The organism is uncultured Shewanella sp., assembly GCF_947501225.1.
In the GTDB taxonomy this organism is placed as follows: Bacteria; Pseudomonadota; Gammaproteobacteria; order Enterobacterales; family Shewanellaceae; genus Shewanella.
Genome location: NZ_CANMUW010000005.1, coordinates 198,739 through 223,907, shown reverse-complemented (window position 1 = coordinate 223,907; position 25,169 = coordinate 198,739). Strand labels below are relative to the sequence as shown.

Annotated in this window: 18 protein-coding genes and 1 pseudogene; 9 read left to right on the top strand and 10 right to left on the bottom strand. The window is 47.6% G+C overall.

The genetic code is table 11. The annotated features are described in order from the left end of the window. The first annotated feature begins 71 nt into the window (after window positions 1-71). Entirely contained in the window at window positions 72-467 is a 396-nt protein-coding gene (locus tag Q1B47_RS09835; RefSeq protein WP_299792463.1) for a CBS domain-containing protein, read from the top strand. 110 nt (window positions 468-577) lie between these two features. Continuing rightward, the gene (locus Q1B47_RS09830; protein ID WP_299792460.1) at window positions 578-1,249 is read left to right on the top strand and encodes a methyltransferase domain-containing protein; all 672 of its coding nucleotides are present in this window, start codon (window positions 578-580) and stop codon (window positions 1,247-1,249) included. Between the two features lie 37 nt (window positions 1,250-1,286). Here Q1B47_RS09830 and Q1B47_RS09825 read toward each other — a convergent pair whose 3' ends face one another. Together Q1B47_RS09825 and yfbR are read right to left on the bottom strand one after the other, a co-directional pair. Further along, window positions 1,287-2,621, bottom strand: a complete 1,335-nt coding sequence (locus Q1B47_RS09825; RefSeq protein ID WP_299792457.1) for an anti-phage deoxyguanosine triphosphatase — start codon at window positions 2,619-2,621, stop codon at window positions 1,287-1,289. Window positions 2,622-2,642: 21 nt separating this feature from the next. Beyond that, on the bottom strand, window positions 2,643-3,230 hold the full coding sequence (gene yfbR / locus Q1B47_RS09820) for a 5'-deoxynucleotidase (RefSeq protein WP_299792454.1): 588 nt from the start codon (window positions 3,228-3,230) through the stop codon (window positions 2,643-2,645). A gap of 365 nt (window positions 3,231-3,595) precedes the next feature. On the opposite strand from yfbR, the gene Q1B47_RS09815 reads away from it, so the two are divergent. The 4 genes and pseudogenes from Q1B47_RS09815 to Q1B47_RS09800 all read left to right on the top strand — a co-directional run. Then, window positions 3,596-3,766, top strand: a complete 171-nt coding sequence (locus tag Q1B47_RS09815; RefSeq protein WP_299792451.1) for a hypothetical protein — start codon at window positions 3,596-3,598, stop codon at window positions 3,764-3,766. Window positions 3,767-4,191: 425 nt separating this feature from the next. Beyond that, a complete protein-coding gene (locus tag Q1B47_RS09810; protein ID WP_299792448.1) occupies window positions 4,192-4,584 on the top strand; it encodes a helix-turn-helix transcriptional regulator in 393 nt (130 codons plus the stop codon). 322 nt (window positions 4,585-4,906) lie between these two features. Further along, window positions 4,907-14,653: a retention module-containing protein gene (locus Q1B47_RS09805; protein WP_299792445.1), complete on the top strand. Its 9,747-nt coding sequence runs from the start codon at window positions 4,907-4,909 to the stop codon at window positions 14,651-14,653. A 277-nt stretch (window positions 14,654-14,930) separates the two neighbouring features. After that, window positions 14,931-15,101 (top strand): annotated as a pseudogene (locus Q1B47_RS09800) (galactose-1-phosphate uridylyltransferase); the annotation flags it as partial. Window positions 15,102-15,145: 44 nt separating this feature from the next. Here the strand turns inward: Q1B47_RS09800 and Q1B47_RS09795 are convergent. The 7 genes from Q1B47_RS09795 to Q1B47_RS09765 form a co-directional block, all read right to left on the bottom strand. Further along, the gene (locus Q1B47_RS09795; RefSeq protein WP_299792442.1) at window positions 15,146-16,360 is read right to left on the bottom strand and encodes a pyridoxal phosphate-dependent aminotransferase; all 1,215 of its coding nucleotides are present in this window, start codon (window positions 16,358-16,360) and stop codon (window positions 15,146-15,148) included. 289 nt (window positions 16,361-16,649) lie between these two features. Continuing rightward, complete coding sequence (gene efp, locus Q1B47_RS09790) at window positions 16,650-17,210, bottom strand: elongation factor P (RefSeq protein ID WP_299792439.1); 561 nt, start codon at window positions 17,208-17,210, stop codon at window positions 16,650-16,652. Window positions 17,211-17,254: 44 nt separating this feature from the next. Further along, on the bottom strand, window positions 17,255-18,436 hold the full coding sequence (gene earP, locus Q1B47_RS09785) for an elongation factor P maturation arginine rhamnosyltransferase EarP (protein ID WP_299792435.1): 1,182 nt from the start codon (window positions 18,434-18,436) through the stop codon (window positions 17,255-17,257). Between the two features lie 71 nt (window positions 18,437-18,507). Then, a complete protein-coding gene (fldA, locus tag Q1B47_RS09780) occupies window positions 18,508-19,038 on the bottom strand; it encodes a flavodoxin FldA (RefSeq protein WP_299792432.1) in 531 nt (176 codons plus the stop codon). A 44-nt stretch (window positions 19,039-19,082) separates the two neighbouring features. Further along, window positions 19,083-19,358, bottom strand: coding sequence for a LexA regulated protein (ybfE, locus tag Q1B47_RS09775; RefSeq protein ID WP_299792429.1), 276 nt, complete (start codon window positions 19,356-19,358; stop codon window positions 19,083-19,085). An 11-nt stretch (window positions 19,359-19,369) separates the two neighbouring features. Beyond that, the gene (locus Q1B47_RS09770; RefSeq protein WP_299792426.1) at window positions 19,370-19,591 is read right to left on the bottom strand and encodes a DUF2788 domain-containing protein; all 222 of its coding nucleotides are present in this window, start codon (window positions 19,589-19,591) and stop codon (window positions 19,370-19,372) included. 72 nt (window positions 19,592-19,663) lie between these two features. Continuing rightward, complete coding sequence (locus Q1B47_RS09765; RefSeq protein WP_299792423.1) at window positions 19,664-20,443, bottom strand: alpha/beta fold hydrolase; 780 nt, start codon at window positions 20,441-20,443, stop codon at window positions 19,664-19,666. Between the two features lie 290 nt (window positions 20,444-20,733). On the opposite strand from Q1B47_RS09765, the gene seqA reads away from it, so the two are divergent. Together seqA and pgm are read left to right on the top strand one after the other, a co-directional pair. Continuing rightward, window positions 20,734-21,282 carry a replication initiation negative regulator SeqA gene (gene seqA / locus Q1B47_RS09760; protein ID WP_299792420.1) on the top strand — a complete coding sequence of 183 codons (549 nt, stop codon included), beginning with the start codon at window positions 20,734-20,736 and terminating at the stop codon, window positions 21,280-21,282. 80 nt (window positions 21,283-21,362) lie between these two features. Continuing rightward, window positions 21,363-23,018, top strand: a complete 1,656-nt coding sequence (gene pgm, locus Q1B47_RS09755) for a phosphoglucomutase (alpha-D-glucose-1,6-bisphosphate-dependent) (protein ID WP_299792417.1) — start codon at window positions 21,363-21,365, stop codon at window positions 23,016-23,018. Between the two features lie 52 nt (window positions 23,019-23,070). On the opposite strand, the gene msrA is transcribed toward pgm, so the two are convergent. Next, on the bottom strand, window positions 23,071-23,550 hold the full coding sequence (gene msrA, locus Q1B47_RS09750; protein WP_299792414.1) for a peptide-methionine (S)-S-oxide reductase MsrA: 480 nt from the start codon (window positions 23,548-23,550) through the stop codon (window positions 23,071-23,073). 291 nt (window positions 23,551-23,841) lie between these two features. Between msrA and astE the strand changes: the two genes are divergently transcribed. Next, on the top strand, window positions 23,842-24,885 hold the full coding sequence (gene astE, locus Q1B47_RS09745; RefSeq protein ID WP_299792411.1) for a succinylglutamate desuccinylase: 1,044 nt from the start codon (window positions 23,842-23,844) through the stop codon (window positions 24,883-24,885). The last annotated feature ends 284 nt before the right edge of the window (window positions 24,886-25,169 follow it).

The following is a 25,169-nucleotide window of genomic DNA, read 5'->3' as shown; positions in this document are numbered from 1 at the left end:
CGACTATATTTATTGATGCCAGGTGAAATGCCGGATTCATTGCGTGTACAACTATTACAGGGAAGGTATTTATGGATAGGTTGATCTCCTCTTTAATGCAGGAGTGTGTGATCACGGCTGATGTTGATTCGAGTATTGAGACTCTCGAGAAGATACTACATTTTCATCGTCTTTCATGTGTTCCGGTTGTCGATACCACCGGCAGGTGTTTTGGGGTTGTGAGCTCAACTGATATCGTTCATTTCCATGCGGCGAATAAGGATGCAAGAGCCGAGCGAGCGTGGGAAGTATGCACCCATAAAGTCATCGAAGTCGATACCAAAACTACGATTCGTGAAGCTGCGGAAATTATGGTCAAGCATAATATTCATCACCTTCTTGTCGTGGAGAAAGAGGTCATCAAGGGCATAGTGTCTTCCATCGATTTTATCAGTGAAATCTTGCTGAATAATGCGGACATACGCTGAAGCAAAAACAAGTTGTTATTACATTGACCAAGTTCGGGTTGCAATAACTTGCTACCTGCATGTCTGGTATTGATAAATCCACCGGTTCATTAACTTTGAGAGGTTTAATCATGTTTCGTCACAGGACAACTCAAGGGTTGGATGCTTATGTTTCTCAACATGAGATAATTAAGGTATATGATAATCTTGCGCCTTTATACGACCTCTGGGGAAGCTTGACTGAAACCAAGGCAAGAAGAAGGGCCATGGAGCTGGCGAGTGTGATTGACGGGTCTGTAGTTCTTGAGGTTGCGGTTGGAACTGGACTCACTTTTCGGGAGTTGGTTAAACAAAACCCGCACGGGAAAAATTTTGGAATTGACATCTCGGCCGGGATGCTTGAAAAGGCCAAAGACAGGCTCAATAAGGTAGAAAGCGGGGCGTATCGATTGGAGTTAGGCAGTGCATTTAAACTTGATGCTGCTGACAATAGCGTGGATATTCTGATGAATAATTACATGTTCGATCTTATTGCATTTAAAGATATGCCTGCAATACTCGCTGAATTTCGACGGGTATTAAAGCATGACGGGCACCTTATATTAGTGAATATGACCCGTGGAGAATCCCGACTCAGTGCAGTATATGAGTGGATATATCGTTTATCACCTAAGCTGATGGGGGGCTGTAGAGGTGTAAATCTATCCGGGCAACTTACAGATTCCGGTTTTATCGTCGATAAACGCGAATATATTCAACAGATGCTATTTCCATCTGAAGTCATACTTGCCCGGCCTGGCTGAGTCGGTTTGTCTTTTATCCATTTTATTGGCAGGGTGGCTATAGCTCTCTGTTGAGCTCTATCATAGATCCAGCTTTGGGGCTGAACAGATGTTGATGTAACCTGGCTGCAAACTCATCGGTCATTCCCGATATATAATCGGCGATAACGCGATGACTGTTCAGGCCGGCCTCATGGCTCGCTTGCCAGCGCTCCTGTGTATGGGTAGGCAGCAATCGTTGTGGATCGGATTCAAATGCTTCGAATAGCTCCATCACTATCTGTTGCCCTTTATATTCAAGCATTTGGATCTCTGGTTTTCTTATTACATATTTATAAACAAACTGTTTTAATACATCCAATGCTTCCGAGAAACAGTCATCAAGTCCGGCATTAAAACGTAAAAGCGGTTCGGTAAATAACGCATCTTCTTTGATATCTATAGCTGTCACAAAGCCATTGACTAAGGTACCGATAGCATCTTTTCTCAGGTGATGTTGATGGGAAAAAAGATTGCGCCCTATGCGGGTAAACTCCTCTTTAATCCAGGGATCATCGCTATTGCATAGTCTTGACTCGACATCCTGGTTCCACTGAGATGCAGACACAATGCCCATCACTATCGCATCTTCAAGATCGTGTACGGCGTAGGCGATATCATCCGCCAGCTCCATTACGGAGCAATCCAGTGATTTAAATTGAGTGCGAAGGTGTTTATCGGCGCCGAGATCACGATGAGACAAAAAACGAGCCCGGTCAGCGTCACTTAACGGCTGCAGAACCCATTTTAATATTGCACTATCATCGTCAAATATCCCTTTTACCGGCGTCCACTGAGATGGTTTGAGTTGTCTGATGTTGTTAACCGGTTTGTTACCCGATGCACGAAACAAGCTGGAGTATGGTGCAGGGTATTTTAGGATCCCAAGCAGTGTCCGGCGACACAGATTCATGCCATAACACTCAGTGTACGGCTCAAGGCCGGTAAGGATCCTGAATGTTTGTCCGTTACCTTCGAAGCCGCCATGCTCTCGCATCATATAGTTGAGAGCGACCTCTCCTCCGTGTCCAAATGGAGGGTGGCCAATATCATGGGCGAGACACAGTGATTCAATTAAACTCACTGAATCGAACAGATGATCAAATTCGGGGCGTTTTTGTTTCAGTTGCGCCCTAATTCCGGTTCCGATCTGCGAAACCTCAAGGGAGTGGGTGAGTCGGGTTCGGTAGAAATCGTTCATGCCGACACCCAATACCTGGGTCTTTGCCTGTAAGCGCCTGAAGGCCGCAGAGTGAAGGATCCGCGCCCGATCTCTCTGATAGGGGCTACGATGATCGTTGCGTCTTTTCTTCTCTTCACTAAGACGCCTTTCATGCCATGGGGACTGTGTCATCGGTGACCTTATAAATGTGAGTTAGAGTAGTCGGTTTATGTCGTCTAAGTTTAATTTAAAGCTGGGAATATAACAGTCGATGAAATACTTAACCGCGGGATCCGGGTTGTCGTCCAACATCTGTTCCAGCCTTTTTCTTGCAGTATTGAATTCGTCATTGCCGGCTCTTTGCTCCTCTAAACATTTCAAAAAAGCGCACAGCGTATCGGCCGATTTGACCAGATGTTTGTATTCGCTGTCGGCATATTCACTCGATAACAACGGCTGATATTCACGTTTAAACTCATCCGGCACCATCTCCAAAAGTCGGTGTTCGGCGATAGCTTCAATCTTCTTGTATTCTGCCTCTATCTCTTTATTGAAATACTTTACCGGGGTAGGGAGATCTCCTGTCAAAATTTCACTGGCATCGTGAAAGATGGCGACGGTTGCTGCTCTATCCGGATTAAGTTGCGTTCCAAATTTTTGATTGCTAATTATAGCAAGCGCATGCGCAACCATGGCGACTTGAAGAGAGTGCTCCTGAACATTTTCACTGCGGACATTGTACATAAGAGGCCAGCGTTGAATTAATTTCATTCTTGAGAGGTGAGCGAATAGATGACTCATAGCGTTTTAACAACTTAATTCAATGACTACATGAAGTTACATTAGCACAAGCCCTCACCAAAGAGGCAATTAAATGTCACTTTGCAATGAATTGCCTACCAATAAGGGCCGATGCGAGAATCACAACTTTATCGAATGTTAAATATATTGATATTCGTTCGGGGTTAAGGCAAGCCCGCTCTGTTGCACCCAGCATAGCAGCTGTATGGATCTCCTCATAGGTGGGCTGTGTTCTTACCTGGTTTCTGCATATCGAACAGATAAGCTAACTTTAAGCTTAAACGTAACACCGGACGTACACCTGCTTATTGGATTGGGTTCAAAAAATCGATTTTATAGATACAAGTCCTCTCGAAACTCAGGGAATGGAACATAAGTTAGGCTTCAGAAGGCTGGAACCTCAGGTGATGCCCCATAGTCACTGGCACGGACATACTGAGATCAACTACCTGTTTAACGCTAAGAAAGTAAGTGTTCCCGAAGGGCGTATGTTAATGTTTTGGGACTCATCTCCAAATCTGATGACAGCGACATAAGGAAAAGGAGAGCTGGTTAATCTCTATATACCCCTACAGGCATTCTGAAGCTTCCAGGTCAGAATGAGTGTGTAAGCCAGCTCTTAAATGGTGAATTATTGGTTTCCGATAGTCTATATACATACGATGAGCAGCTTACCGAAATTTGGGGAAAGACCGGAATAAAAACAATCAGATGATGACTATTCAGGTAATTGATGAAATACGTGGGCGAGTACGGCGCATGTCTCTTAGAACTATAGTACCTATCACCAGGCTGATATGGTGTCTGATGTAAGCCACTGATCGACCCTACCGGTTTGACGCATATCCAGACTATGCTGCGTTATATCGCAGACAATTATGAGCAGAAGATCACGATTGCCGATGTTTCGAACTCTACCTGATCACATAAAAATTATGCGATAAAGTTGTTCAGTCATGCGATGAGAGTATCGATTAAACTATATATTAATCGGTTACGCTTACAGCATGCTCAGGCTCTGTTGCTGGAAACGGATGACCCTGTATTTGATAGTGGTCTCGAGGCTGGCTTCGGTTCTGTCAGCCGCTTCTCAGACATTTTTCATCGTGAGTTTAACATGTCACCGGTGGAATTCAGGCGCAGCACGCGTTACCAGTGCATGACGGCACAATTATACCATTACCCCACCCCCCTCTTTTGGAGACCCCGTAACCTTGGCTGCAAGGTGCTGGTGAAAAGTAGTAAAGATCCTTTTCCGGTGGAGCAGCCTCATACTTGTGTTCACGCCGAACTGGTGATTGAACCGATAAATTTGAACCGTTTTATCTTAGCCTCGTGTCTGTCAGGGCTTTGAAACAGGAGATGAATGGAGGTCAATTAATTATTCCCTAATTCATTAGTTATGCATCAACACTGCATAACATTGTACAGCTCTCATATTTCTTCTTTTCCCCTTGATTTTTTATTAAGTTAGACGCTTGTACCGATAATGTTGTTTGAATTGGTTTATCTGTCGGTAATAAGGTGATCAATAGGCGTTTTCAACTGCTTAATAATTGACTTGACAAGGCCAAATATGTAACATGCCGGCCGCTTTTTTAGCTGTCAACGCAAGCTGTGTTACTGGCTTGTTGCGGGTGTTGCTGGCCTGTTTTTTGTCTTTGTGGAGAATTGAATTGAAAAAAGTAGTAATTACGCAGTCTGGAGAAGTTTTACTTGCTAATGGTGAGATCAAGGTTGAAGTTAATAACGTGGTGGAAGATGTCACCCAGGGCAAGCATATACAGGCTGGAGCAATTCTCTTTTTAGATGACAGGGCAGAGATCAATATTGCCTATGAAGACGGCTCCTTTTATAGTCAGACTGAACTTGAACAAAGTGATAGTTATGATGGGGGGAATGGCTCCCTGCCTGATGCTGCAGAGATAGAGTATCTGCAGGAGTTAATTCTGGCCAATGAAGATCCTACCACACAGCTCCCTGAGACCGCAGCGGGCACAGTAGCAGGTAATGAGGGCGATAGTGGATTTATATCGGTAGGGCGAATCGGTGATGAAACCATAGCAGCGGCTGGCTACTCTACCACAGGCGGCGCTCAGGTAAGTTTCGATACAACAGATGGAATCAATGGTAGTGATGTGGATGAGCCATCAGAGCTGGAGAATGACACTAATACCATTGCAGAAGACAGTGTTGCGACCGGCAATGTACTGGACAATGACACCGATGTTGATAGTGAACTTAGTGTTGTTGGCTTTGAAGTCGATGGTAGCACGTATAGTGCCGGCACCACAGTGGCGCTTGAAGATGGCAGCCTGGTGCTTAACGCCGATGGCAGCTATCTCTTTACGCCAAATGAAGACTGGAACGGCAGTGTGCCGGTTATTACCTATACGGTCAATACAGGTTCGAGTGCGACCCTGACCATAGTCGTGACGCCTGTTGATGATGCCAGTGTTCTGGCCGATGACAGCAACGCCATCCCTGAGGACACGGTTGCGACCGGCAATGTGCTGGATAATGACTCTGACATCGACAATGATCTGAGTGTAGTGAGCTTCGAAGTCGATGGCAGCATATATAGCGCCGGAACCACAGTGGCGCTCGAAGATGGCAGCCTGATACTTAACGTAGATGGTAGCTATCTCTTTACGCCAAATGAAGACTGGAACGGCACCGTGCCGGTTATCACCTATACGGTCAATACAGGTTCGAGTGCAACCCTGACCATAGTCGTAACTCCGGTTGATGATGCCAGTGTCCTGGCCGATGACAGCAACACCATCCCTGAAGACACGGTTGCGACCGGCAATGTGCTGGATAACGATTCAGATATCGACAATGAGCTAAGCGTCGTGAGCTTCGAAGTCGATGGCAGCACATATAGCGCCGGAACCACAGTGGCGCTCGAAGATGGCAGCTTAGAGCTCAACGTAGATGGTAGCTATCTCTTTACGCCAAATGAAGACTGGAACGGCACCGTGCCGGTTATCACCTATACGGTCAATACAGGTTCGAGTGCAACCCTGACCATAGTCGTGACGCCAGTTGATGATGCCAGTATGCTGGCCGATGACAGCAACAGCATCCCTGAGGACACGGTCGCGACCGGCAATGTGCTGGATAATGACTCTGACATCGACAATGATCTGAGTGTAGTGAGCTTCGAGGTCGACGGCAGCAGCTACAGCGCGGGCACCACGGTTATCCTTGAAGATGGCACATTGCTACTCAACGCCGATGGCAGCTACGTCTTTACGCCAAATGATGACTGGAACGGCACGGTACCGGTTATCACCTATACGGTAAATACCGGCTCAAGTGCTGACTTGAACATCATAGTGACTCCGGTAAATGATGACTTTACCGATAATAATGAGTTTATCACCATAGCCGAAGATAGCCCGGAGGTAGGCGGTAATGTGATCGACGGTGCCAGTGTCGATGGCGATATCACAGTAACCAGCTTCACCATAGATGGCGATAACACGACCTATCAGGCCGATGGTAGTGATATCAGCATCGCTAATGTTGGCACATTCAGCCTGGACAGTCAGGGAAACTACACCTTCACCCCAACAGCTAACTACAATGGCTCGGTGCCGGTAATTACCTATAATCTGACAGATGGCTCAAGTGGTGACAGTTCGACATTGAGTATATCTGTTACGCCAGTCAATGATGATTTTACCGACAACAATGAAATTCGAACCTTGGCCGAAGACAGCCCACAAGTGGGCGGTAATGTGATCGACGGCAGCAGCGTCGATGGTGATATCACAGTAACCAGCTTCACCATTGCAGGCGATAACACGACCTATCAGGCCGATGGCAGTGATATCAGTATCAACAATGTCGGCACATTTAGCCTGGACAGTCAGGGTTACTACACCTTCACTCCGGTGGCTGATTATAATGGTTCGGTGCCGGTTATTACCTATTACTTGACCGATGGTTCCAGTGGTGACAGTTCGACACTGAGCCTCATAGTGACGCCGGTTAGCGATGGCTTTTCCGATAACAATGAAATTCGCACCTTGGCCGAAGACAGCCCTGAGGTGGACGGAAATGTGATAGACGGCAGCAGCGTCGATGGTAATATCACAGTAACCAGCTTCACCATTGCAGGCGATAGCACGACCTATCAGGCCGATGGCAATGATATCAGTATCGCTAATGTCGGCACATTCAGCCTGGACAGTCAGGGTTACTACACCTTCACTCCGGTGGCTGATTATAATGGTTCGGTGCCGGTTATTACCTATAACCTGACCGATGGCTCCAGCTCGGATACATCAACGCTTAGCATTATTGTCTCCCCCGAGGCCGATCCCTTCGTCGATGGCGATGAGGCGATCACCATCGGCGAAGACAGCGGCGTCACCAGCGGAACCCTGCTTGAGGGTAGCAGTAGTGTCGAAGGCCCGCTCAGCATCCAGACCTTCTCGGTTGCAGGTCATGATTATGATTTCAGCGGTGGCAACAGTGTCACCGTGAACCTGAGTGAAGGTGAGCTGATCATAAACAGCGACGGCGGTTACAGCTTCACCCCGGCCACAAACTACAACGGCAGCGTGCCTGTGGTGAACTACACCGTCAACGACGGTTTCACCACTAACGATTCGAGCCTATCGATCACCGTCACCCCCGAGGCCGATCCCTTTGTGGATGGCGATGAGGCGATCACCATCGGTGAGGACAGCGGTGTCACCACCGGAACCCTGCTCGAGGGTAGCAGCAGTGTCGAAGGCCCGCTCAGTATCCAGACCTTCTCGGTTGCAGGTCATGATTATGATTTCAGCGGTGGCAACAGTGTCACCGTGAAGCTGAGTGAAGGTGAGCTGATCATAAACAGCGACGGCGGTTACAGCTTCACCCCGGCCACAAACTACAACGGCAGCGTGCCTGTGGTGAACTACACCGTCAGCGACGGTTTCACCACTAACGATTCGAGCCTATCGATCACCGTTACCCCCGAGGCCGATCCCTTTGTGGATGGCGATGAGGCGATCACCATCGGCGAAGACAGCGGCGTCACCACCGGAACCCTGCTTGAGGGTAGCAGCAGTATTGAAGGCCCGCTCAGTATCCAGACCTTCTCGGTTGCAGGTCATGATTATGATTTCAGCGGTGGCAACAGTGTCACCGTGAAGCTGACTGAGGGCGAGCTGACTATCGACAACGACGGCAGTTACAGCTTCACCCCGGCCACAAACTACAACGGCAGCGTGCCTGTGGTGAACTACACCGTCAGCGACGGTTTCACCACTAACGATTCGAGCCTATCGATCACCGTTACCCCCGAGGCCGATCCCTTTGTGGATGGCGATGAGGCGATCACCATCGGTGAGGACAGCGGTGTCACCAGCGGAACCCTGCTCGAGGGTAGCAGCAGTATTGAAGGCCCGCTCAGTATCCAGACCTTCTCGGTTGCAGGTCATGATTATGATTTCAGCGGTGGCAACAGTGTCACCGTGAAGCTGACTGAGGGCGAGTTGACTATCGACAGCGACGGCGGTTACAGCTTCACCCCGGCCACAAACTACAACGGCAGCGTGCCTGTGGTGAACTACACCGTCAGTGACGGTTTCACCACTAACGATTCGAGCCTATCGATCACCGTCACCCCCGAGGCCGATCCCTTTGTGGATGGCGATGAGGCGATCACCATCGGCGAAGACAGCGGCGTCACCAGCGGAACCCTGCTCGAGGGGAGCAGCAGTATTGAAGGCCCGCTGAGCATCCAGTCTTTCTCGGTTGACGGCCAGGACTATGATTTCAGCGGTGGCAACAGCGTCACCGTGAGCCTGAGTGAAGGTGAGCTGACGATTGACAGCGACGGCGGTTACAGCTTCACCCCGGTCACAAACTACAACGGCAGCGTGCCTGTGGTTGACTACACCGTCAGCGACGGTTTCACCACTAACGATTCGAGCCTATCGATCACCGTCACCCCCGAGGCCGATCCCTTCGTCGATGGCGACGAGACGATCACCATCGGCGAGGACAGCGGCGTAACCAGCGGGACCCTGCTCGAGGGCAGCAGCAGTGTCGAAGGACCGCTGAGCATCCAGTCTTTCTCGGTTGACGGCCAGGACTATGATTTCAGCGCCGGCAACAGCGTCACCGTGAGCCTGAGTGAAGGTGAGCTGACGATTGACAGCGATGGCGGCTACAGCTTCACCCCGGCGACCAACTACAACGGCAGCGTGCCTGTGGTTGACTACACCGTCAGCGACGGTTTCACCACTAACGACTCGACTCTGAAGATCACCGTTTCACCGGGTAATGATAAGCCGGCTATGAGCGTTATCACAGATGCCGTGGTCTCCGAAGAGGGGCTACCAACGGGTCTTACGGATAACCAGGGCAGCTCTGATACTACGGACTCGGTAACTGCGAGTGGGGTATTTACCCTGCAGGATATCGATGGCGATACCCTGTCTGTCACGCTTTCAGGCCCACAAGGGGTAACCTCCGCTGGACAAGCCGTTCAGTGGACATGGGATGCGGACTCACAGAGCCTAAGTGGTTTTATCGGCACGATCGGTGAGAGTGATTATCAGGAGGTTATGACCATCAGTCTGAGAGCACCTGCCGGAAACTCATCCGGGGATTGGGCGTATGATTTAACACTGAAAGGGGCTGTCGATCATCCAGATGGCAGTACAGAAGATACACTTTCATTGGCAATCGGCGTTGATGTTTCTGATGGAAATGGCGGGACTACCAGCGGTAGCTTCTCTGTCACCGTCGAAGATGATGCCCCCGAGTTTAGTGCTGTTCCGGCTGCTGAGGTCACCTTTAACGATATTCCGGATGCATTAATAGGAGAGACCGATCTCACTCACTCTTCAGGTGTACGTGGTTCGCTGGATTTCGATGGATTTACTATTACCGGAAGAGGCTTTACCTCAGCTACAGATTCAACTCTTATCGACAGGCCTCTGAAAGGAAGCAGTCAGGGAATCGGAGTCGTCAGTGGAGGTTCGCCATACCTACCTTTAGACAACGAAGTTGAGTTTCGTCAATTTGCCGATGGTAGCTCGGCATCCGAAGAGGTCATTATTACTCTGGATCCGGGGACTCTCGCGTTCGGAATGAATATAGAGTTCAGCAAGATGTTCGGCGGTGAACTCGAGGTCGGCGTTGTCGAGTTTTACCGCGATGGTGAGCTGGTTACGAGTCAGAACTTTACCTCAGATGCAAACCATGGTGACTATGCTGCAAACTTTGAGGTACTCGAGGGAGGGTTTGACAGTGTCGTTATCAGGGCGACAGATAACGGTCGTCCGGCTGAGTACGGTGATAACAGCGATCTGACGATTAAATCGATAGAGTTTGTCGGAGTTGAGACCGGCGAGCCCATCGCTTATGCATCGGGAACCGTCACTCCTGAGTGGGGCGCCGATGGTGCAGGTTCTATCGAGCTGACCGGGAGTGATGAGACGGGGCTTGTGACAAGCAGCGGCGAAGCGATCCTTATCACTCAATCTGGTAACACCTTGCTGGGGCAAACTGCATCCGGCACAGTTATCTTCAAGCTGGAGTTTACACCGGGTACCGGACAATGGGACTTCCATCAATATCAGGATATGAAGCCCACCGCCGATGGCGATATCGATTTTAATGTTCTCATCACCGACGGCGATGGTGATAGTGTACAGGGTGAATTTGCCGTAAAACCAAAGACGAGTACGCCACCTGAAACACAGGAGGATAGGTTCGATCTAACCGAGGGCGAGTCTATCAACTTCAATGAGGCGACCCTGTTAGGCAATGACGCCGATTATGACTCAGGTAGCTTGTCTGTTATTTCGTTGGCCGTTGATGGTTCAGGTAATGGTGCAATAGCGACAACAGAACAGGGCGCGAGTTTTACTACGGCGCTCGGTGGCACCGTCACTATCAATTCCGATGGCAGTTATAGTTATCAGGCTCCTGCGAGCCTGGATCACACTGGCAGTGATAACCTGACTGACAGCTTCTATTATCAGTCAACGGATGGTATTGAAAACTCAACCTGGACCAAGGTAACTGTCAATGTTGCCGATACGGCGCCGGTTGCAAATGATGATACCGACAGCATCGGCTTCGGTGGTACGGCTCATGGCAATGTGATTACCGCTGCGGGCAGTGATGGTACTGGCGTCGACAGCCTGGGCGCAGATTCGGCAAGTATCTCTTCTGTATCCTATAAGGGCAGCAGTTACAGTAATTTTGACGCCGAAGGTAATCTCACTATCACGACCGATGACGGTATCTTAACGATAAATCAGGATGGTAATTACAGCTACCAATCGACGCTGAACGAGTTCGTCAATCTGGATTCGGGTGACCTGTATGTTGGCAATGGTGTTCAGCTGTATGGGTTTAACTCATCAACCGATTTTGTTAATGGTAATAATCTGGATAGGTCTATGCTGACCGGTTCCGGTGATGGTACTTACGAATATAACAATCAGGTAGGTGCAGGTAATAACGAATGGATAGAGTACGGTGAGTCCGTAGTTATCGATCTCGAGGCTGATTTCAATGAGGTGTTGTTAGGGTTAAATGGTTGGGCTGGCAGTGCAAGTAATGCACATGGCCAGTGGGCGACATATGACAGTGATGGTCACTTAGTGGATAGCGGAAACTTTGCCGACAGTGATTCATTGAATATCAATTCTGCTCAAGCTTATCAATATGTTGTGATAACGGCAGATTCAGGTGGTTATCTGTCACTGACCTCGTTGCAAACGGCGGTGGTTCACCCACTGACCAGTGATGAGTTTGAATATGTACTGACCGATGCCGATGGCGATAATAGTGCGGCGACACTGACTATCAATCAAGACTCAAACCCGCAAGGGATAAATGATTCTGCAACCGTGTCAGAATCAGGCCTGAGCACGGGTACCAATGCCGGTGATGGCAGTAATATCGCGACCGGTAACCTGCTCGATAACGATTCAGGTATCAGTAGCTCGACACAAATCAGTGAAGTGGAGGGGGTGACAGCGGTAAATGGTGTGATAACTGTCACTACAGCCTTAGGTGAGTTAACTGTCTATAGTCAGGACTCTGGTGATCACAGAGCCGGAGACTATGAATATAAGCTAACGGCAAATAGTACTGATGGTGATAACGCCAGTGAGTCTTTCGATTACACCATAACTAACAGCCTTGGCAGCAACGACAGTGCCAGCCTCACCGTGAAGATCGATGATGATGCGCCAGTTGCCCATGATATCAGCCAGAACCTGCAGGCAAACGCCGATGTAGTGACAACCAACCTGACATTGGTATTGGATGTATCCGGTAGTATGGGCGATCCGGTCGGTAACGGACAGACCTATCTGGAAGTGGCAATCGACGCCTTAACCGCCTTGATAAACGAGGTGGATAGTACGGGCAATGTAAACATTCAGATTGTCAATTTCCACGGCAATACCGGTTCATCAGGTTGGATGATCGATGATGTTGCCGGTGCCATTAACTATCTCGAATCTTTAGTCGCCTACGGGCCTACGCACTATGATGCTGCGCTCAATGCCGTCATGAATAGCGGCCCATTACCTGATGGCGCGGATCAGAGCCTGCTCTACTTTATCTCCGACGGCTCGCCGTCACAGGGACAGGAAGTGGATAGTACATTACAGTCTACCTGGGAGAGCTATCTTGAAACCAGTGGCTATAAGACCGCTTTTGGTATCGGTATCGGCGATGCGGGTCTGAGCGATCTTCTGCCCGTGGCTTACCCTGAGGTCGATGGTGATGAGGCCTATGCGGTTAAACTCGATGACCCGGAAGACTTGGCCAGCACCATACTCAACTATTTCGATGGCGACACGATCAAGGGCAGCTATAGCACAGGTGTCGTATTCGGCGCCGATGGTGGACACATAGAGAGTATCAATGTCGATGGTGTGATCCATAGCTATGATGCCGGCAACCCGGTTCAGGTATTTATGACGGCGCTGGGGGGCAAGTTCACCGTTAATTTCGATACCGGAGAGTATAGTTACTCTATCGATGTGGACCGTGATGTGCTCAATGAGCATGAGTCTTTAGTTGCCGTCGTGAAAGATGCTGACGGTGATACTGCCTCTGTCACCTTAAATCTGGGGGTTGATTATCATGCAAACCTAGATGCTAACTCGAATAATATCATTACCAATCTGGCTGAAGGCACGACCATAGATATTCCGGTCGAATACCTGCTACACGGCGACAAGACTGCCGGTAATGCCGGTATTACTCAAGTTACTGGAGATAATGTAACGCTTAGTGATGGCGTCGTGACACTTTCTTCGACGACAGAAGATTCGAGTTTCAACTATACCCTCAAGGGCAGCACTGGGCAGGGAGAAGATTCGACTCATGTGGATCTCGATTACGCTGAGCAGTTAATCGGCACGGCCGAAAACGATATTATCATCAACTCATCGGCGAGCAGGTTAACACCTGACGATGGACTCATTACGGCGATCGTTACACCGGGAGAGAACAGCAGGGTAGATAACCCCTTTGGCTTCAAATTTGACAGTAACAGCGATGATCTGTCGGTCACCAGTATCAGCGTTAACCTTCGAGGCGGCAGTGATAGTGATGCCTTCATCGAAAATTATGCGCTGGGTGATTCTATCGGTCTGAATCCAAGCAACAGCATTTTCACCCTCTCAGAGGGGAACTCGGTGATTACCGCAAACTTTGCCGAGGGGGAATTTACATCGGGTGATGAGTTCTGGTTCACCCTGGATACCAGTCAACTGAACAGCAACGACAGTAATGTATTTGCGCATCAAGGTGTGACATTTACCGTTACCCTGAGTGATGGTTCAGAAAAAACCGGTGTTTACCTCGCTTATGAGGGCGGCGCGCAGACTAAGCTGGTGTTTGGTGATGTCTTAGACGGCGAAGCCGGAGATGATGTGCTCGTCGGCGGCTCAGGCAGCGATATTCTGCTTGGTGGTGATGGTGATGACATGATGATCGGCGGACTGGGTGATGACATGTTGCGCGGCGGCAGCGGCGCCGATACCTTTATCTGGTCAGAGGGAGAGGAGGGAACCGATCACATTGCCGATTTCAACCTTAACGAAGATAAGCTGGACTTGAGCGATCTGCTTCAGGGGGAAAACAGCGGAAACCTCGATGAGTACCTTAACTTTAGCGTCGACAGCGCCACTCACTCGACCATAATAGATATTGATGGTGACGGTGATGGAGTATTCGAGCAGCACATCGTCCTCGATGGTGTCGATCTTAAGGCTGAGTTTGGCAGTAGCGATGGGCAGATAATCAATGGGCTCTTGGGTGAAAATGGTGATGGCGCTCTGATTATCGACACTCAGGGGGACACCGCGGCTTCACTTTCCAGCGCAGATGGTGCCGTACATTCGATGGATGATGAACCTGTGATTCATTCAATCCCATAAGCCCACCGCTTTTACTGCATATATCCGGCAAACCGATTGCTAATATGAGTTATTTGCAATCGGTGCGCCTGGATTAATTTCGCTACTCAGTGCCGGGAAATATAAGTACAGGCTACCAAACAGGAATTTAATGCATCTTTTCAGGAATGGCAGCCTGCCTATAGAAAGTTAGATTAGACACACAATTTTTTACTCCCGTTGGCGAGTGGGTGTGTCTGGTTTTGAGCAGTTTGATCCCACTGAACATCCTCATCGACGATTTAATCTGTTAACTTCTGAGTGGACTCTGTATGCTCACTTTTAGCCACATCTGTTACGCTCGGCTTCTATAAGAAAATTTATGCTTGGCTATGAGATGATGGCAGAGGTTCAGCGGGATATCACTTCGCAGCAGGCCGCCAAGCGCTTACGTGACATATCATCAATTCACTATAAGAGTTTGACATGAAGCGCGCCGGAGGCGCTCCATATTTGCTTCCGAGAGGGGGATTGTTACTGGCTGTAACCGTCCATAAATTCACCGAACTCGATTAATGCTTTTTCGAGATCCTCTTTGTGGGGTAAAAATACTACCCTGAGGTGATCGGGCTCAGGCCAGTTAAAGGCGGAACCTTGGACCAGAAGAATTTTTTTCTCTTTCAGAAGGTCGAGAACCAGGCGTTCGTCATCACGAATATTGAATTTTTTACTGTCGAGTTTAGGGAAGGCGTACATGGCTCCCTTGGGACATTTAACACTTACCCCCGGGATCTGATTGAGCAGTTCAACGCAGGTATCGCGCTGAACCTTCAGGCGGCCATCATCGACAACCAACTCATTGATGCTTTGGTATCCGCCAAGCGCGGTCTGAATGGCATGTTGATTGGGTACATTGGAGCACAGTCGCATAGAAGCGAGCATATCTAAGCCTTCGATATAGCTCTTGGCATCTTTGAGATTACCCGACAGCATCATCCAACCAACGCGAAAACCCGCCGCCCGGTAGGACTTGGAAAGACCATTGAATGTAACCGTTAAGATATCGTCAGAGAGACTCGCTGCCGGGATATGCTGCGCCTCATCATAGAGTATCTTGTCGTAGATCTCATCGGCAAACAGGATAAGATCGTGTTGTCGGCATATCTCTACAGCTTGTAACAGCAACTCTTTGGAGTAAACCGCTCCGGTTGGGTTATTCGGGTTAATCAGTACTAAAGCCCGGGTGCGGGGTGAAATTTTACTTTTTATATCATTGAGATCGGGAAACCAATCGGAATCTTCATCACAGCGGTAGTGCTGCGCTATACCACCTGACAGATGTACGGCGGCCGTCCACAAGGGGTAATCCGGTGAGGGGATAAGGACTTCGTCGTCGGTGTTTAACAGCCCCTGCATAGCCATGACAATAAGCTCGGAAACACCATTGCCGATATAGACATCTTCAATATCCACACCGAAGATCCCCTGGGATTGATAATGCTGCACAATGGCCTTACGGGCAGAGAATAATCCTTTTGACTCAGAGTAGCCCTGGGCACTGGGCAGATTTAAGATAACATCACGTACAATCTCTTCCGGCGCCTCGAAACCAAAGGGAGCCGGGTTCCCGATATTCAGTTTTAAAATTCTATGGCCTTCATCTTCCAGCCGACGAGCTTCCTTATGTACGGGCCCTCGGATGTCATAACAGACGGTATCTAGCTTGTTTGATTTGATAATTGGGCGCATCTACAACCTCTGAAATGCTTTGTCGATATAAGGGCTATCATATGTATAGCTTAAGTCTAAGAACAATAACGAATTATTTTCACGTTGAGAAGAGGGTAACTGAGCTTTTAACTGATAAATTGGGTATCTGAGCCAGATTAATACACTGAATTGAGCAGCGATTGGATTTTTATTTGGAATATCGTGCTTTGTATGGGTGTTTTATTGGTGCTATATGTTGCTGCGTTATGTGCTGCCATAAAAAAAGCCAGTGGCAGGCACTGGCTTTTGAAGTATTAAGCGTTATGACTTAAGCACGCTTCTTGAACTCACCGGTGCGAGTATCAATTTCAATCATCTCACCGGTCTTGATGAAATCAGCAACGCTAAGTGTCGCACCACCTGCGATAGTTGCAGGCTTCATGACCTTACCAGAAGTATCACCACGTGCAGAAGGCTCGGTGTAAGTCACTTCACGTACAATAGTGGTCGGCAGTTCAACTGAGATAGCCTTACCTTCGTAGAAAGTAACCTGGCAAACCTCTTCCATGCCGTCTGTGATGTAAGCCGCAGCATCACCTAAGTTTCCTGCTTCTACATCGTATTGGTTGTACTCTTCGTCCATAAATACATACATAGGATCGGCAAAGTAAGAGTAAGTACAGTCAAGACGTTCTAAGATGATATCTTCCATCTTATCTTCACCCTTGAAGGTGGTTTCAGTCGTTGAATCAAGCAGTACGTTCTTCAGCTTCATCTTAACGATGGCGGCATTACGGCCGGAACGAGTCGTTTCAGTCTTCTGAACAACCCACGGGCTGCCATTTAACATGATCACGTTACCTGGACGGAGTTCATGAGCAGTTTTCATTACACTATTTCCTATTTTTGGACTTTCTGTTTCAGTGCAGCATCTTAGCTACTTTTGACGAATTGGACCAGTCGAGTAGCAAGATCTGCATCATTTAATGCGAAAATTGGCCATTTTTGTGCGTGTTGCAACAAAGGCAAATTTAAAGAATCAAGTTGTTGCCAGTGAAAAATCACTTCAGACTGCAGTTCCCGGTTGAATGCAAGATTCAATTCGCTCCACTGCTTGGCAATATCCGGAGCGAGATTATCGCAATAAAGCCGGATAAAAGCTTCTAATTTTATCAGGTGATAGTCATCTTCTTGAGGATATATATGCCAGATAAAGGGTTTTGCCGCCCATTGAGCGCGAAGGAATGAATCTTCACCGCGAACAATATTATAGTCACAGCTCCACAGTAGCTTATCGTAGCCGGGTTGATCTGTCATCGGGAGGATATGAATCGTTAAATTCCCAAGGACAACTTGCTGACCCGGATTCAGCTCCTCTATGGGACAAGGAAGCAGCTGAGTCAGGCTATTTAAGCTTCGCCCCTTTGGAATTAATGCATGTATTTTCCGAGATGAGGCTTGCCAATGTCGGCAAAGGGCCGGTAACGCGGCTGTTTCATAGCTGAATACACTGATCACCAGATCTTTTTCATCTATGCCCCTAAGGCCCAGTTGGGAAAAGAGTGCCAGCTTATTAGCGGGATCTGACTGCCATTCTGCTCGCTGTTTGAGAAGATCTCTTTCGCAGATGAGGCCACCGGTGTTTGCAGTAAATCCAGGGAAGAAAAAGTATTTTTTTATTCCACTTGGTTGCATAGATGGAAGGCCATGGCATCCCTCGACCCAACCCTCGGCACTCAGATACTCAAGATTTAACCAAAGTGGAGGAGTGTCATTTGGGGTTTGCTGCTGCGCCAGCAACTGATCTTTAACCTTATCCGGAAGTTCACAGGCGAAAGCTTCGATAACCACTGCGCCGGGCTGATAGCTGATATCTAAGGGAGTATTCCACTGGTGTATGGTGACGCGATTAAACGTTTGCGATGCCAGCTCGGGTTTTAGCGTCGGTAAAATATGCGAAAAACTGGCTAAATCATCGACCCAAAGCCTGATATCAATCTGGTATTCATTGGCGAGTTGTTGGGCTAAACGCCAGGTAACACCGATATCCCCATAGTTATCGACGACGGCGCAGAAGATATCCCAGTGTGTATTAGCGGTTTCAGTACTTGTCATGAGTTTTAAATCGGGGATAGAGAAAAAAAGCGGCTATCAGCCGCTTTTTCAAATTTGATGTAGGCTGGAAATTAGTCTTCCAGTTCTGCCAGGCACATCTCTTCATAGATCTGCTTAACCCATCTGTCGACACGCTCTTCGGTCAACTCGGGCTGTCTGTCTTCGTCGATGCCCAGACCAACAAAGTGTTTCTCATCTGCAGTTAAACCCTTAGATGCCTCGAAGTCATAACCTTCGATTGGCCAGTGACCAATCACTATGCCGCCGCGACCCTCTACGATTTCGTTAACCATGCCCATGGCATCGAGGAAGTATTCAGCATAATCTTCCTGATCGCCACATCCGAAGATGGCTACCAGCTTATCTTCGAAGTTGATCTGCTCAAGATCGGGGAAAAAATCATCCCAATCACATTGAGCTTCACCATAGTACCAAGTTGGTATACCGAAAAGTAATAGATCGTACTCTTGAATTTGCTCTTTGGTACTCTTGGCGATGTCTTTTACATCGACCATCTTCTTACCCAGTTTTTTCTGGATCATCTTGGCGACGGCTTCAGTGTTGCCTGTGTCGCTACCGAAAAAAAGACCTACAGTTGCCATTGTCTTTCCTTTAATTCAATGTGTTTGAGATTCGTTAACAAGAGTTATTGAGCTGTCATCTGCTCTTGCAATATTAATTCTATTAGTTGACTGCGGCTGATGTTACTGGCCAAAGCTTTATCATTCAAGGCATCATATAGATCTTGTGACACCTTTAACTCTATTCGCTTCAAACCGTTTGCCCTATCACGTTGGATCTGATTGCGCTTATTGACTCTTAGCTGCTGGTCTCTGGGTAGTGGATTACTACGGGGACGTCCGCGGCGTTTTTCTGTTGCGAACAGATCTATTGTGGTTCTGTCAGATGTTTCTTTTGCCATTTAATCAGTGTTTAACCTATGCCTGAGCCTTCCCAGGACATCTGTATTAATCCTTTTGCTATAAACCCGGCACAGCCGAGAAATAAAACTAACCACACGATATAGCGGCCAAACTTTGGGACATTCCCCTGTTTAAGCACATCATGAATGGCCATACCGATAAAGAAAAAAATCGATGCAAAGAATAGATTTAAACCTAAAGCTTCAATTTGTTCCATATACTGAGATAACATTTAAAGGTTCCTCAGGCCAAAAGAGGCGCGAATATACCATAGATGTCGAATGTATGAAATGGAGTTACTCGATTAATTCCTATCATGCTTGTCGATAAAGTCATTGACGATCCGGTTAAATATGGCTGGTTTTTGTGCGTGTAACCAATGACCTGTACCTTCAATCGTCTTAGCTTGAACATGAGGGAATTGCGCCAGTATCGCCTGTTTATGGTCGGCCGTGACATAGTCTGAATCACCGCCTCTGATAAATAAACTAGCGCCGGTGAATTGTAAAGGTGACTGCACTTTATCATTGTACCAACCAATAAGGTTTGGGTAACAAGCTTTAAGGCCTTCCAGGTTCATTTTCCACTTAAAGCCCTCATCACCCTTGGATAAGTTTTTTAGTAAAAACTGAGCCGTACCCTCATCTATACCTTTCTCGACTAACTGGTTTAATGCTTCACCTCTGCTCTGAAGCAGGTCTAACTTGATAGACTCTAACCCTGCAAAAACGAGATCGTGTCTGGCTGGATAGCCCACAGGCGCAATATCAGCTGCAATCAGAGATTTAACGCGATGGGGATTAGCTAGCGCCGTTGCCATGGCAATTTTGCCACCCATTGAGTGACCAACCAGATGGGCCTTATCGATAGCCAACTCATCCATCAACGATATAACTGATTGGGCTAAGCCTGGGTAATCCATGGAGTCACTATGCTGACTCAGACCATGGTTAGGTACATCGACACGTATGACTCTATGGTTAGATTCCAAAGCTCTTCCCAGAGTCTTTAAATTATCCAGGTTACCGAAAAGACCATGGATCAATATGACAGTGGATCCTTCGCCCGTAGATATAAAATTCATCTGTGTCCCGTAAGCTGAAAATTAAGCCGTGGATTGTGCCCCTAAAGTAACCGTCTTGACAAGAATCAATGTTTATTGCACACAATGTGTGCTGACTTTTTAATCAAATAGGCTGAGTTTGTACAAACAGCAGCAGAACAATCACAATTTAGAACTAATGCCTCTTTATTATAAGGCCATAGATGACATACACTTGGATATCGATCGAATGAATACGATAAAGATCAAACGAATCATTGATTGGTTTTGAACCAAACCAGTTTAAATCTCACTTAAGGAAGATTAAGGTCATGAAATATATCGAGGTTGATGAAGAATTATATCGCCATATTGCCGGAAAAACTGAGCGTATAGGTGAGAGTGCTTCAGATATCCTACGTCGTTTGTTGGGCCTGAATGTAGAGGCCGTGAACCATGATACCCCTCAGACAATCAGTCATCCTGGAATGGAGCAAACTGAAAAGCCAATCGTCTCTGCAGAAATAAAGAAGCCACTACTAAATAAAGATTTGGCAGAGTGCATCGATAAAGAGGAACTTGCTTCACAAAAAGGCGCTGTCGGGCGTTTCCTGTTCATTCTTGAAGCCGTATATCGTGCAGCCCCGGATCAGTTCTCTCAGGTATTGCAGATCCAGGGCAGGGACAGGCTCTATTTTGCCACGTCCAAGGAGTCGCTGCTTAAAGCCAGCAAGTCGGCTAACCCCAAAGAGATCGGTCAAAGTGGCTTTTGGGTTACCACAAACAACAATACAGCCAAGAAACGTACCATCTTGACTGAAGTGTTACAGCAATATGGGACTGTCGAGGCGCAAATTGACGCCATCACAAGTAATATTTAAAAAGCAGGCCTCACTATAGTCTGTTGACTATAATAAAGCCGTTTATTCATTCCATAGCCAAGTTACAACAGGAGATATCTTTGACGATTCATCAGCGAGCAGGACAGGTAGCGATACAACAGGATTTGATCAATATCCCCAAGCTAATGAGTTGTTATTATCGAATATCTCCGGATATGCAGCGTGAAGAGCAACGAGTCAGCTTCGGTACCTCAGGTCACCGTGGTTGCGCTTTTAACGCCAACTTTAATGAGCAACATATTCTGGCGATCACTCAAGCCGTGGTAGATTACCGGCAGGGAGCCGGAATTACCGGTCCCCTATATCTGGGGATCGACACCCATGCGCTCTCACAAGCCGCCTACGTCACTGCCTTAGAGGTACTGGTTGGAAATCAGGTAAAGGTTATCGTGCATCAGGGAGATGGTTTTACGCCAACTCCCGTGGTGTCACATGCCATTCTGACTGCCAATCGTCAGCTTGCGGAGAAATCCGATGGATTAATTATCACTCCTTCACACAATCCACCCCAGGATGGTGGAATTAAATACAACCCACCCCATGGTGGGCCGGCCGAGGGAGAGATCACTAAGTGGATTGAGCAGCGGGCAAACGACTATCTGGAAGATCGGCTGAACAAGGTTGTCACGGAGCAATATAGTGCTGCGATCAATTCTGCCTATGTCCAGCAGGCAGATCTTATCTCCCCCTATGTGAACGATCTCGAGAGTGTCGTGGATATGAAAGCCATCGCCGAGGCGGGAGTACGATTAGGCGTCGATCCCCTGGGTGGCTCCGGGATCTATTACTGGGATAAGATTGCCGCTCGCTATGGTCTTAACATAGAGTTGGTTAACGAGAGTGTCGATCCCCGATTTGGCTTCATGCCTCTGGATAAAGATGGCAAGATCAGGATGGATTGTTCATCTCCCTACGCCATGGCTGGCCTCTTAAAGCATCAGGATAAATTTGATCTTTGTATCGGCAATGATCCCGACTACGATCGACATGGTATCGTCTGCCCGGGCTCTGGATTGATGAACCCTAACCACTTTCTCGCGGTGGCTATCGATTATCTTCTCACTCACAGGCCTCAGTGGTCTGAAAAACTGGTTATTGGCAAGACCTTGGTGTCGAGCTCGATGATCGACAAGGTCTGTTCGCAACATCAGCGAGCAATGTGTGAAGTGCCTGTCGGCTTTAAATGGTTTGTCGATGGCCTTTTCAACGCGAGTTTTGCGTTCGGGGGAGAGGAGAGTGCCGGTGCCGCTTTTTTAAGGCGTGATGGTAAGACCTGGTGTACAGATAAAGATGGATTTATCCTTGCTTTATTAGCCGCAGAGATACTGGCTGTTACCGGTCAAACTCCTGCCCAAAGGTATTCTGAGTTAGAAGCGGTTCACGGAACGTGCTTCTACAAACGTGTAGACAGCCCTGTCAGCCCCGAGAAGAAAGCAAAATTTGCTGAAATTATAGCCGCTGAAGTCGATGCTGAGCGCTTAGGTACAGATAAGTTAGCCGGGGAAATTATAGAAACCATGATGACTAAGGCTCCGGGCAACGGTGCTGCTATCGGTGGCATTAAGGTGGTAACCGAACATGGCTGGTTTGCGGCACGACCGTCAGGTACAGAAGCACTGTTTAAGATCTACGGTGAGAGCTTCATCAGTGAGAGTCACCTTGAACAACTGATAACTGAAGCTCAATCCATCATAGCGCATATGTTGAAAGCTTAGCCAAACTGTGCAGGCTCCGGTGCTTCACCGGAGCCTGATGCAATCCAGCTTCTTAATATGATATATGACAGCTGGGTAACTCATTTTTTTCCAGGTAGTTCTGGTGATATTCCTCTGCACGGTTGAACTTTAATGCCGGAACGATTTCGGTCACTATCTGCCTCTCTCCCCACTTACCACTTCTGGCCAGTGATAATTTTGATCTCTCGGCGATCTCTTTTTGTACCTTGGTATGGAAGAAGATGGCGCTACGGTATTGTGAACCGATATCGCCTCCCTGCTGGTTTAAGGTGGTCGGGTTGTGATTTTGCCAAAATATCGCTAAAACCTGCTCAAATGAGATACGCTCTTCATCATACTCTACCTGTACAACCTCCGCATGCCCCGTGTTACCGGATTTGACCTGTTCGTAACTGGATGCGGAATCATCTCCCCCCATGTAGCCACAACAGGTATTTATTACCCCATCCAGCTGTTTAAAGAAATACTCGACTCCCCAGAAACAGCCTGCGCCAAATGTTGCTATTGCCATTGTTTACCCCGCTATAAATATAATGAACCGCTATATCATCGTTATGTTGCAAACGTCTGGACGGCTAGATGTCTGCATTCTGTTTCAGTTTCCCGATAAATGCAAACAGAATTTTAAAAAGTTAATGACCCCTTGTTGTACCAGAAGGATTTGCCATCTCTATAAATGGCTGATCGGGGAGTAAAATGTTACTATCCTTTTTCGAGCATTTATAAGAATAAAAAGGATCTTACGTTTATATGTTTGTATTTATGTACATTTCATAACGTGAGAACAATTAAGGAGTATCTCGTGTTTCAAGCGCTAAAAGAGTCAAAGAACTTTTTGAACCTGACCCTGGCCAATCCACAACATCTTGAAGAAACCTGTTCATTTTCGTTAGGTGACCATACCCGTGTCGAGGTATGGGATACCGGTGTGATCCTGTTTGAACCTAATGTGCCGCAGGGAAAAGATATTGTTCTCTCCTGCGCCGTACATGGAAATGAAACGGCACCGATCGAACTATGTAATGAGCTGGTCACGTCGCTGCTTCAACAGAAGCTGATTGCAAAGCAACGAGTTCTGTTTCTGTTTGGTAATCCGGCGGCTATCATAAATGGCACCCGTTTTATCGATGAAAACTTAAATCGACTTTTCAACGGTGCCCATTCGGCAGGAGATGGGCTGGTAAATCCGGAGCGGATAAGGGCTAAGAAGCTTGAACTTTACGTCGATAGGTTTTTTAGCGGTCAAACCGGTGACCGTCATCGTATTCATTACGATCTTCATACGGCAATACGTGGCTCTAAGCATGAAAAGTTTGCCATCTATCCCTATCGTCCCGGTCGTAAATACAGTGGCGAGCAGATCATGTTTCTTGAAGCCTGTGGCATAGATACAGTACTTTTTCATCATGAGCCTACGACGACATTCAGCTACTTTTCATCACTGAACTATCAGGCCGATGCATTTACCATAGAGCTGGGGAAAGTATTACCTATGGGGCAAAATGATATGACGCGCTTTATTGCCCTCAAAGAGATGTTGAATCGACTGATCGCCGATCAGCCGCTTGAGCTGTCGCAGTTAGATACGCAAAAAGTGAACCTCTATCAGGTGTGCCGTGCAATCAATAAAAGATTCGATGATTTCGAGTTTACGTTTGCAAATGATGTTGAAAACTTTACCGCGTTTCCTGAAGGCTATATTTTGGCGAAAGAGGGTGGGGAGGAGATAAAAGTCGAACATAAACTCGAGGCGATTGTGTTTCCTAATGCTAATGTGCCTGTCGGTCAGAGAACGGTACTATGCCTGAAACCTGCAAGTACTGAAAATATCGATTCGCTCAATTGAAAAGCGTTTAACCGCCGAACGTCGGCTCTGTAGTGTTTCGGTTTATCTGTGCTATGTTCAATGCGGGCGCTTTCATGTGATTAGCGGGGCGAAATTCAGGGGCGTATGCAGGTAAGCGAGTATTTCATCTGGAGAGTAATAGAGCCTTCAGTGATTGTGCTATAGCGAGGTGGAAGAGGATATATGGTCTCGGGTAGAGGCTTAATGTAAAGCTAAAGATACGCCGCCATAACCAGTTAGTTTTATTTAGCGGATGAGAATAGTTGATAGGTAGTTTACGTTAA